General features: G+C 67.9%; 13 protein-coding genes and 3 pseudogenes. 8 read left to right on the plus strand and 8 right to left on the minus strand.

What is annotated here, in order from left to right:
• The 3 genes from IEY86_RS35105 to IEY86_RS35115 all read right to left on the minus strand — a co-directional run.
• A partial coding sequence (locus IEY86_RS35105) for a transposase (RefSeq protein ID WP_189135963.1) occupies positions 1-304 on the minus strand: 304 nt, incomplete at its 3' end.
• Positions 259-648 (minus strand): Tn3 family transposase, encoded by a 390-nt coding sequence (locus tag IEY86_RS38410; protein WP_373287144.1) that lies wholly within the window; start codon positions 646-648, stop codon positions 259-261. The genes IEY86_RS38410 and IEY86_RS35105, both read right to left, overlap by 46 nt.
• Positions 649-748: 100 nt before the next feature.
• Positions 749-1,390, minus strand: coding sequence for a site-specific integrase (locus IEY86_RS35115; protein ID WP_229699052.1), 642 nt, complete (start codon positions 1,388-1,390; stop codon positions 749-751).
• A 137-nt stretch (positions 1,391-1,527) separates the two neighbouring features.
• Here IEY86_RS35115 and IEY86_RS37755 point away from each other — a divergent pair, with 137 nt between their 5' ends.
• Positions 1,528-1,653 carry a hypothetical protein gene (locus IEY86_RS37755; protein WP_265806175.1) on the plus strand — a complete coding sequence of 42 codons (126 nt, stop codon included), beginning with the start codon at positions 1,528-1,530 and terminating at the stop codon, positions 1,651-1,653.
• Positions 1,654-1,664: 11 nt separating this feature from the next.
• Here the strand turns inward: IEY86_RS37755 and IEY86_RS38415 are convergent, their stop codons facing one another.
• Positions 1,665-1,967, minus strand: a complete 303-nt coding sequence (locus tag IEY86_RS38415; RefSeq protein ID WP_373287145.1) for a hypothetical protein — start codon at positions 1,965-1,967, stop codon at positions 1,665-1,667.
• 125 nt (positions 1,968-2,092) lie between these two features.
• On the minus strand, positions 2,093-2,380 hold the full coding sequence (locus IEY86_RS37315) for a site-specific integrase (protein WP_229699053.1): 288 nt from the start codon (positions 2,378-2,380) through the stop codon (positions 2,093-2,095).
• Between the two features lie 258 nt (positions 2,381-2,638).
• Between IEY86_RS37315 and IEY86_RS35125 the strand changes: the two genes are divergently transcribed.
• The 4 genes from IEY86_RS35125 (at position 2,639) to IEY86_RS35140 (ending at position 5,147) form a co-directional block, all read left to right on the plus strand.
• The gene (locus IEY86_RS35125) at positions 2,639-2,884 is read left to right on the plus strand and encodes a hypothetical protein (protein ID WP_189135965.1); all 246 of its coding nucleotides are present in this window, start codon (positions 2,639-2,641) and stop codon (positions 2,882-2,884) included.
• A complete protein-coding gene (locus IEY86_RS35130; RefSeq protein WP_189135966.1) occupies positions 2,871-3,347 on the plus strand; it encodes a Clp protease N-terminal domain-containing protein in 477 nt (158 codons plus the stop codon). Before IEY86_RS35125 ends, IEY86_RS35130 begins: the two co-directional genes overlap by 14 nt.
• 202 nt (positions 3,348-3,549) lie before the next feature.
• The gene (locus IEY86_RS35135; RefSeq protein ID WP_189135967.1) at positions 3,550-4,710 is read left to right on the plus strand and encodes a serine hydrolase domain-containing protein; all 1,161 of its coding nucleotides are present in this window, start codon (positions 3,550-3,552) and stop codon (positions 4,708-4,710) included.
• Positions 4,711-4,835: 125 nt separating this feature from the next.
• The gene (locus tag IEY86_RS35140) at positions 4,836-5,147 is read left to right on the plus strand and encodes a hypothetical protein (protein ID WP_189135968.1); all 312 of its coding nucleotides are present in this window, start codon (positions 4,836-4,838) and stop codon (positions 5,145-5,147) included.
• A gap of 33 nt (positions 5,148-5,180) precedes the next feature.
• Here IEY86_RS35140 and IEY86_RS35145 read toward each other — a convergent pair whose 3' ends face one another.
• The gene (locus IEY86_RS35145) at positions 5,181-5,810 is read right to left on the minus strand and encodes a class I SAM-dependent methyltransferase (RefSeq protein ID WP_189135969.1); all 630 of its coding nucleotides are present in this window, start codon (positions 5,808-5,810) and stop codon (positions 5,181-5,183) included.
• A 199-nt stretch (positions 5,811-6,009) separates the two neighbouring features.
• On the opposite strand from IEY86_RS35145, the pseudogene IEY86_RS38420 reads away from it, so the two are divergent.
• Positions 6,010-7,771 (plus strand): annotated as a pseudogene (locus IEY86_RS38420) (IS481 family transposase).
• A 150-nt stretch (positions 7,772-7,921) separates the two neighbouring features.
• Positions 7,922-8,101, plus strand: a pseudogene (locus IEY86_RS37320) (hypothetical protein); the annotation flags it as partial.
• Positions 8,102-8,225: 124 nt separating this feature from the next.
• Here the strand turns inward: IEY86_RS37320 and IEY86_RS35165 are convergent.
• Together IEY86_RS35165 and IEY86_RS35170 are read right to left on the minus strand one after the other, a co-directional pair.
• Positions 8,226-8,498 carry a DUF8825 domain-containing protein gene (locus IEY86_RS35165; protein ID WP_189135973.1) on the minus strand — a complete coding sequence of 91 codons (273 nt, stop codon included), beginning with the start codon at positions 8,496-8,498 and terminating at the stop codon, positions 8,226-8,228.
• Between the two features lie 121 nt (positions 8,499-8,619).
• Positions 8,620-8,958: a hypothetical protein gene (locus tag IEY86_RS35170; RefSeq protein ID WP_189135974.1), complete on the minus strand. Its 339-nt coding sequence runs from the start codon at positions 8,956-8,958 to the stop codon at positions 8,620-8,622.
• 90 nt (positions 8,959-9,048) lie between these two features.
• On the opposite strand from IEY86_RS35170, the pseudogene IEY86_RS35175 reads away from it, so the two are divergent.
• Positions 9,049-9,242: pseudogene (locus IEY86_RS35175) on the plus strand (hypothetical protein); the annotation flags it as partial.

The raw sequence follows: 9,242 nt of genomic DNA on the forward strand, positions 1-9,242 counted from the left end.
CGCGGGGCACGGTCATCTCCACCGGTCCGACGTCGGTCAGCACTGTCTTGGAGCGTGTGCCGTTGCGGGAGTTGCCACCGTTCTTGCCCGCCGGGTCGTGCTTGTCATCACCGAGATGGTCGGTGATCTCGCCCTCCAAGGCGGACTCCGGCAGCCGCTTGGTCAGCTGCTGCAGCAGCCCGCCCTCGCCGGTCAGCTGAAGACCCTCGGCCTGGGCGCGGCCCACCAGCTCGTCGATCAACTGGTCGTCCACGGCCTTCACCGACGCAGCCTTCGTGGGCTCGACGGTCTCGGACTCGGACACGTTCTCACTGNACTTGACGGGCCCCCGCCCTGCCGCTGGGCGGCTCTCAGGCAGCGGCTGGCTGGTGCTCCTCCGTCTCGAACTCGACGTCCAGGTGCGGGTTGAATGCGCCCGCGGTGCGGGTTGAATGCGCCCGGGCGCACGGTCAGCTCCGTGGTGGCGTAGGTGCCGAACCGCATGATGTGGTCGGTCAGGTACGGGCTGATCGCGGCCAGGTCTTCCCCGGTGATCTGCCAGCCCTCCGCCTGGAGTTCGCGGATCACGTTCATGAGGTCCAGGGTCGTGTGGGAGATCACGCAGTTGGCGAGCAGAGACGTCAGCTTCACCGCCTTCTCCTGCTCCACCGGGTCGTTTCTCGGCGATCACCCCGCCGTTGCAGAACGCCAGCCAGTCGGTGAAGTTGTTGAAGGACTCGATTCTGTGGAATCAAATTTGTCAAGAAGTTCAGTGTTTGCCCTGGTTGACCTCCACGATGGGCAGCAGGACCGCCGCTGGCGGGATGTCGAGTTCTCTTGGCGTCGGGCCTGACGGTGTCGGGACATCGGCGAGGCGTCCGAGCAGTTGGTCCAGGGCGTCCTGGCCGTCGTCGACAGCAGCGCGTTCTTCATCGCCGAGCGGCATGCTGGCGACCATGCGCTGCAGGTTGTCCTTGGCCTCCAGCAACTGGGCCTTGCTCGACCCTTTTGGTGTGTAGAAGTCGCAGCGGGCGCGAGCCATGCGGTGCGGGCACTGCTCGAAGAACGTGTAAGTGCAGTACCCGTGCCCCAGGTCATAGTGCTGCCAGGGCTCCCCGGCGGCGGCAGCTCCGGAAGCGACCGCGTCCCGGTCGACGAGCACCTCCACCGTGTGAACGTTGCGCGCGAAGTACCCGGCGTCGTCGTAAGCCTTCGCCAGCGTCGTAGGCATGATCTTCGCGTAATGCTGCGTGGCCGTCGGCGTGCGGTGTCCGAGCCAAGCCATCAGCTCGAACAAGGTCATCGGCTCCTTGGTGTTATAGAGCTGCGTCGCGATCGTCGAGCGAGCCCGGTGACTGGTGATCTGGGCGACAACGTCGCTGGTCGGGGCACCAGCCTTGCGGCAGAGCACCGGAATGACCGTGAATTGATGTAGGTCCTGCCGACCACTCTGGCCAGGTAGGTGAACGCCCGGACACCCTCGAACTCCGCCTCCGCCACCTGGGCTTCCCCACCCAGCGAGGACGCACATCAGCAATCCGTCACCTCGTGCTCCAGGCCCCCGCACCCGTGGTCGCCCGCATGCTCGGCTACCACGACGACACCACCGCCCAACTCGCCGCCGAGAGCGGAGGGACCTGGCGGCACTATGCCCCCGGCGACCACTCACGGTGACCACAAGCCCTCTACAGCCGAGGAATACGCGACTCTCGATTACGCGAGGTCGCCAGTTCTGACCCTCTGGATCGGCCCTCCAGGTACGCGGTGCGCACGACGTCGGTCTTAGCGGCCGGGACGCCGGGGCGTCGTCCGCCCTTGCTGCCCTTGGCCTCGGCGGCCCGCGGTCCGTCGTAGGTCAGCTCGCGCTGGAGGTCGCGCTGGAGTTCGTCGGCGGTGAGGATCCGCGGCCGCTTCTTGGATGTCTTCAGCGAGATTGCCCGCCGGGCCTGTGGCTTGCCTTGGTGACGTGGTGTAGGAACGGCTTCCACGCGCTACCGTGGCGCCCGGCTGGCTGCCAGGTGGTCAGCAGCTCGCCCAGGTCGACGCCGTGGCGGGCGGCGTGCTGGTAGAAGGCGCTGACCGCCGAGAGCTTCCGGTTCACCGTCGTCGCACCTCAGTGGTGCTCAAGCGAGGGCAGCACCGCGATGGCCCCGCTTCGGGCCGCCGCCGGAAGCCGCAGCCAGGCGACGAACTCGCCGACGTCCTCCAGCCGCACCTCGCGCCAGTCCAAGCCCCGGACGCCGAGGAAGGAGAACCAGTCCTTCAGGTCGTGCGCGTACGCCTTGACTGTGTTCGGGGACCGCTCGGTGTCGGTGAGGTAGGCCAGGTAGCGCTCGATCGGCTCGACCGGGGCGGCGTCTTCGCCGAGCACCGTCCATGACTCAAGCGGCGAGGATGGCATCACTACGCGCTGTACGAGCATCGGACCTCCGGGGAATCTGCGTGATGGACAGCGGCAGATAACCACATCCACCAGGCAGAACCCGGGGCCTCACCTGGGCTTGCTCAACATCAAGGACGCCCTTCGGACGGCTCAAGACAACGATCCTTTGCCGACAGGGAGTCCGTGGTCACGAGCCTCCGGCGGGATCGCTGTGCCAGCCACCAGTCGTTAGCAACTCAGGTTGACTATCCTCGTCAGTCAACTACAGTTGCTTGCATGTCCGTCGGCGAGAATTCCCTTCCCCCTGAGCCCGCTGACGCCCTGGCGGCTGTCGTGGCGTTGCGGCGCCTTGCCGATCAACTGGAGGCCGCCGCTGTCGAGCAGGCCATGCGGGCGGGCTGGAGCTGGCCGCAGGTCTCCGAGGCGCTCGGTGTCACCCGCCAAGCCGTCCACAAGAAGCACGCCAAGCGGCTCATCGCCGCCGGAGTCAAGCTGAGGAGGCGCGGCGATGAGCGCGTTTGACAAGTACCTGCATGGGGTCATCGTGCGGGCGATGGAGGAAGCTCAGGATGATGGGTCGGCGACGATCGACGCGCACCATCTTCTGTTGTCGCTCGCCGCCGATCAGGGGTCTACCGCTCAGCAGGTCCTGGCCTCGGTCGGGCTAGATCGCGCTGCTGTCCGCGAGGCACTGGATCGAGAATGCGAGCACAGCCTGAGCATGGTTGGAGTGTCTCCGGCCGCCTATGACCTTCCCGGGCCGAGCCACGCTTCCCAGCAGCCCAAGATGGGTGCGTCCGCCAGACTCGCGCTGGAGCGGAGCTTCGCCTCCGCTCGCAAGAAGGACCTGCGGTCAGCGCATCTGCTGCTCGGGATCCTGCAGGCTCACATCGGCACCGTGCCGCGTGCTCTCGCCTTGGCCGGTATCGATCAGGCCGAGCTGGCGGACCGCGTTCGGCAGACGCTCATCGGCCAGGAGCAGTGACCACCGGGATCAGCTGACGCAGCCAGTTCACCCCGTGGCCGTGCCCCTTGCCGTGATGTGCAGTGGGTCCGGTAGGCGTGCGCGAAGCGTCGCACGCTGCGCTGGGCGCCAAGTCCCTGCTGAGGGCCGGTGGGCCAGTGAATCACGCCGTGGAGAGGGACCGGGCGGTCATCCACGGGTCACACACGACAAGGAGGACCACATGCACGAGCACACCGCTCAAACGGACAGCGGCCGGCCGGGCGCCGAACCGGCCAAAGCAGGGGGCGCGGTATCTGAGTCCGCGCCGGCCTCAGGGGCCGAGGGCCACGAGGCGGTCCAGCGCTTACTTCAGCAAGCCGTGGCTCAAGGCGGCCTTCCCGGCATTCTCGCTGAGGTCTGCGACGGCGGCCGGCAGTGGTTCGGGACCGCAGGAGTGGCCGACATCCGAACCGGCCGCAAGCGTTCACCGCAGGACCGGTTCCGCATCGGCAGCATCAGCAAGACGTTCGTGGCCACCGTCGTGTTGCAGCTGGAGGCGGAAGGCAGGCTGAGCCTGGACGACACCGCGGAACTGTGGCTGCCCGGGGTGGTGAATGGCCCTCACCACGACGGTGCCAGGGTGAACGTCAGAATGCTGCTCAACCACACCAGCGGGATCTTCAACTACACCGATGACCAGGAAGCACTGAACCGTTACGAGACACACCCGCCCGAATCACTGGTGCAGATCGCCATGTCCCGTCCGCACACCTTCGAACCGGGTTCAGGCTGGGCGTATTCCAACACCAACTACGTCCTCGCAGGTATGATCATCGAACGGACCACCGGCCGCGCGCTTGCCGAGGAGATCGCAGGGCGGATCTCCCGCCCATTCGGCCTGACTGGTACGTACCTGCCGCACGGCAGCGATCCGACGATCCACGGGTCACACTCCCGGCACTACACGAAGCTGTTCCAGACCGACCCCGGCGCGCCGGTCCACGACGCGACCGAGCTCGATTCCTCCATGTTCTGGGCAGCCGGCGGCATGATCTCCACCGCCGGGGACCTCAACCGGTTCTTTCGCGCCCTGCTGGGGGGCCGGATACTGCCACCGGACCAACAACGTGACATGTTCACCACCGTGCCCACCCGCGACTGGATTCCCAACGCCGCCTACGGCCTCGGCGTTTCCTCAGTGAGACTGCCCTGCGGGGAAACGGTCTGGGGCATGGGGGGTGCGCTCTTCGGATCGTGGTCCTACGCCTACGGCGCTCGCGATGGCGAACGGATGGTCACCGCCAACGTCAACGGCGACTGGGGCAATGGCGATTGGGACGACCCCATCGGTATCTTCACCGATCTGCTTCAGGCGAAGTTCTGCCGCCTAAGCGATCCCTGAACACAGGTCACGGGTCGGGCTTGGCCGGCTCCTGATACTCACTCCTGCCCGTCGTCGTTGTCCTCGTCCAGCTCCGGCGCACCCGGGTCGCGCAGCGGGCGCAGGCCACCGTCGACCGGGACAACATGAACACCGCGACAAACCGCGACTCGCGCTGGCTGTTCCCCGGGCGCCGGGCCGGACAGCCGATGCACCCCGACGCTCTCTCGGCTCTGGTCAACGGCCTCGGCATCCCCACCATCGCCAGCCGGGTCTCCGCGATCCGCCAGCACGTCCTGGAGATGCCTGCACCCGTCGTCGCCGACGCCCTCGGCTACCACCAGGTCACCACCGCCAAGCTGGCCGCCCAAGCCGGAGGCACCTGGAGCCGACACGCCACTGGAGATCACACAAAGTCACCAGTGGGCTGGGTTCCTCGGGGAACCGGCAACAGTTGAATCCCAGAGCCCATCAGTACCGAAGGCCATGCTCTAGCGGAGGCGGGCCAGCAAGTGGGCGTCGAGGAAGCCCCGCTCAGAGGCCGGGTCGTGGAGCAGCCGGGCGAACGTGACGAGCCCGGCCCGATCCAGCAGCTCGGCGAACTGGTCCGCCGGCCAGCTATAGGCGGACGTCACCTTGTGGTCGAAGCGGACCGGCTCGGGCCCGTCGGTCGCGAAGAACGAGGCCAAGAGCAGGCCCCCTGGTGCCAGGACACGCGCCTGCTCGGCGAGCAGCGCGGGCAGTTCCCCAGGAGGGGTGTGGATCATCGAGTAGTGGGCCAGTACGCCGCCGAGCGCGCCGTCCTCGACTGGCAGGGCCTCCATCCGCGCCTCGTCGAACTGCAGCGCCGGATGGGCCCGCCGGGCGTGGTCGACCATGGCTGGGGAGAGGTCGAGCCCGAAGGCGTCCAGCCCCAGGTCGTGCAGCATCGTCGTCAGATGTCCGGGCCCGCAGCCGACATCGGCTGCCCGCAGGTTCCCCGTCCCACGCACCAGCTCGGCAAAGATGCCGATCATGTTCCGCGAGAACGGCTGCGTCTCCAGCCGATCAGCGAACAACGACGCGTACAGCTCGACGACCCCGTCGTAGGCCGCCCTTGTCTCGTCCTGGTGCTCCACCACGGGAAGGAAGTTAACACCCGCCGTTCGCAGCTGTTCTCCCGCCCCGTCCCGAATCTGACGGTGTGAAGTCCCACGAGTAGTTGGACGGGGGAAGCCCAGGAGATCCTTGATGGTCCCGGCACGTCCCTGATGCGGACGGATCGTTGGTCTGTTCGTGAGCGACGACTCGAATGCCCAGGTGCGGGACGACCGCCAGTGGATGGCCGAGCACCGGTACCGCGCGGTGCTCCAGGTAGTCGAGGGGGTTCCCGTCGCCGACGTGGCCCGCCAGAGCGGGGCCTCGCCCCAGTCGGTGTACACGTGGCTGGCCCGCTACTAGGACGGTGGCCTGCAGGCTCTCGTGGACCGTTCCCGTCGGCCGCATGCCTCGCCGCACCAGGTCCCGGCTGAAGTGGAGGCGGCGATCTGCGAACTGAGACGCGCGTATCCGCGGTGGGGTGCCCGGCGCATCGTCCACGAGCTCGGGCGCCGTGGACTCTCGCCGGTCCCTGGGCGCTCGACGGTTCATCGGATCCTCGACCGCCACGGGCTGATCAACAACCAGGAGCAGAACCACCGCCGCACCTATCGCCGCTGGCAGCGGGATGCTCCGATGCAGCTGTGGTAGCTGGACATCATGGGTGGGGTGTTCCTCGCCGACGGCCGCGAGTGCAAGCTTGTCACCGGCATCGACGACCACTCGCGGCCACCTCGTGCTCGCCAAGGTCGTCACCGTCCCCTCCGGCCGTGCGATCAGCGCTGCCTTCGCGGACGCCATGGCCGCGCACGGAGTGCCCTCGAAGGTTCTCACCGACAACGGCAAGCAGTTCACCGGCCGCTACACCAAGCCGGTCCCGGCCGAAGTCCTCTTCGACCGCATCTGCCGGGAGAACGGCATCACCCACCGGCTCACCAAGCCGCGCTCGCCGACCACCACCGGCAAGATCGAACGGCTGCACAAGACGCTGCGCCGTGAATTCCTCGACCATGCCGCCCCGTTCGCCGATCTGGCCACCGCCCAGGCAGCCCTCGACGCCTGGGCCCACGCCTACAACCACTCCAGGCCCCACCAGTCGCTCGACATGGCCACCCCGGCCGACGTCTTCCGCCCCACTCCCGAGAAGCCGATGCGGGAAGCCGATCTCGTCATCCCGCCGCCTGCCGCGGAGCCGCAGCCAGCGGCAATGCCGCTGCAGGTCCCGGCAGGTCTGCCCGCCCAGCGCGCCCCAATCCATGAGGACGAGATCCGTGCCGTGGAGTTCACCGCCGTGATCTGCCTGGCGGGACGGCTGTGTCTGCCCGGAGGCCAGCAGGCGAAGTTCAGCCCCGCCCTCGGCGGTCGCACCGTCACCGTCTGGGCCGACCGGCGCGGCTTCCACGTCCTGCTCGACGGCGAGATGCTGCGAACCCGCCCCTCACGGCTGACCGCGAAGGACCTCAAAGCCATGATCAAGAACGGGGCCCGGATCGCCGGCCCCGAACCGGCGCCGGCCGCGCTGCCGACCGGACCGCTGCCCGCGCACGCCATCGTGGAGGTCGAGCGGACCGTCGCCCGCGACGGCTACGTCGGACTCCTCGGCCAGCAATTGCTCCTGTCCGCACACCTGCAAGGACGCCAGGTCGTGCTCCGCTTCGAGGGGCGACTCATGCACGTCGTCACCAGCGGGCAGGTGGTCAAGACGATCCCCGCACCGATCCCGCCGGAAGACCGCGCCAAGATCCCCGGGGCGCACGCCGCTCAATCTGCTCCGCCGCGGCACGTCCCCTGCAGGCCAGCCGCCGTGTCGCCACCGGCGGCCGCGTGATGGTGGCCGGCCAGTGGCTGTCCCTCGGCGCTCGTCACGCAGGCAAGGTCGTGACCAATTCAGGTCGAGGACAGCCTCTTCCGGGTGCTGGACGGCGATGTCGAGCTGACCACCTTCCCCCGGGACCCGAACCAACCACTCCGGCAATTCAGGGCAAACATGAAAACCTCACTGTGATCCACAGCATGTCCAGCCTGTCGTGAGACCGTCCAGAGTGTTCCGGAAACGTCAAGCAACTCCCCAGTGCAGTACGTCCAACATGTCGTGAGCCCTCACAGATTTCGCTGTAAGTGGCCGCCAGCGGGGAGCTTACGAAGGCCGCCGTCAGGCGAACGGATCTGGGGCCTGCTCGACGTCCTTCCCGACACCTTCGACAAGATCCCGAAGACCCTGGACGCGGCGTCCAAGAAAGACATCGTCAGCCACATAGAGCATGCTGTGACCGTGTGCGAGTGGGCGGAGCGGACGGCTGCTGAGACCGGTCCTGAACAAGTGCCACGGACCTGAGACACGGGCACCCGAACACGGGCTGAGACAGCTCAAAGACCGGCTGGTCAGAGCTGTGCTCTATGACACGAGCCGCGAGATCCTGCAGCTCTTGGGCTGGGACGTGACCGACCGCCTCGCTGCCTCACCTGGCCTGCTGCTTCAGGTTCGACCGCGCCGCCACGAGGTCCTGGGTGGGTACCGAGGCCCAGTGCTCGTCCCCCTGGATCTGCTCGGCCAGGTGCCGCTGCCGCTCCAGCAGCCGGTTCACCCGGTCCTGGGCACCTTCGGGCCAGTGCTCTGTGCCGGTAGGCAGGGAGGCGTACAGCTCGGAGAGCTCCCGCTTGGCCGCGAAGAACGCGCGCTGGAGCTCCAGCAGGCTCTCGGGAAAGGCGAACGGTTTCGTCTTGGGCGGCACGGCTCGATCGTACGTTCCCATCCGGTCGGCAAGCCCTCCGGCCCGGGTGGCGCGCCGGAGCGCCACCTGCTCGGCCCGCCCGCCCGCAAAGGGACGGCGCCGCAATGCAGAAGGCGCCCGGTCACCGGTGGGCGGAGGGCCCGATGCGGCGTCCGCCGCTGCGGGAGCGTTTGACGGCCAGGTGGGAGCGGGTGGTGGGCACGGTGCGGTAGTCCTGGCCGTCGATGGGGGAGACGTTGTCGGCGGCGACCCGGATGGTGATCGGGTAGGGCTCGGCGGTGCGGATCCCGCTGCGGTCGATCACCACGTTCCACAAGGTGACCTCGACGTCGTACCACCAGCTGCCGTCGGCCTCCTGGAACCTGTGGGACACCGTGGTGTGCAGGCTCTGGCCGTCCGGCAGCCGCAGGACCGCCTGCGGCCCAGGGCCGTTCTGCCGCTCCGGGGGCGCCTCACTCACCGTTCGATTATCGTTCGAATCCAGTCTGACCTGCAAGGACGGCGGGTGCCCGGGATGGGATCACGGCTGATCGGGGGTGCGATGGGGGTCATGCCGCTGACCATCGCGAAGCTGGCCGTCTCCCGGGGCCCGGGGGCCGTCCCGGTCGCCGTCCACACGGCGACCAGCCCGGACCCGGTGCCCCTGGACCAGGTGCACGCCGCCGACGGCGCGCGGGTGCGGCTGCGCCGCTTCTGCGAAGCCGAAGGCATGGAAGTGCCTTCTCCGACGCAGTCCTTCCTGCC

The organism is Wenjunlia tyrosinilytica (assembly GCF_014646055.1).
Taxonomy (GTDB): Bacteria; Actinomycetota; Actinomycetes; order Streptomycetales; family Streptomycetaceae; genus Wenjunlia; species Wenjunlia tyrosinilytica.

Excerpts from the sequence above, each read along its gene's own strand:
- IEY86_RS35135 (WP_189135967.1), top strand. The coding sequence starts at position 3,550 with ATGCACGAGCACACCGCTCAAACGGACAGCGGCCGGCCGGGCGCCGAA.
- IEY86_RS37315 (WP_229699053.1), bottom strand. The coding sequence starts at position 2,380 with ATGCCATCCTCGCCGCTTGAGTCATGGACGGTGCTCGGCGAAGACGCC.
- IEY86_RS35140 (WP_189135968.1), top strand. The coding sequence starts at position 4,836 with ATGAACACCGCGACAAACCGCGACTCGCGCTGGCTGTTCCCCGGGCGC.
- IEY86_RS35130 (WP_189135966.1), top strand. The coding sequence starts at position 2,871 with ATGAGCGCGTTTGACAAGTACCTGCATGGGGTCATCGTGCGGGCGATG.
- IEY86_RS35125 (WP_189135965.1), top strand. The coding sequence starts at position 2,639 with ATGTCCGTCGGCGAGAATTCCCTTCCCCCTGAGCCCGCTGACGCCCTG.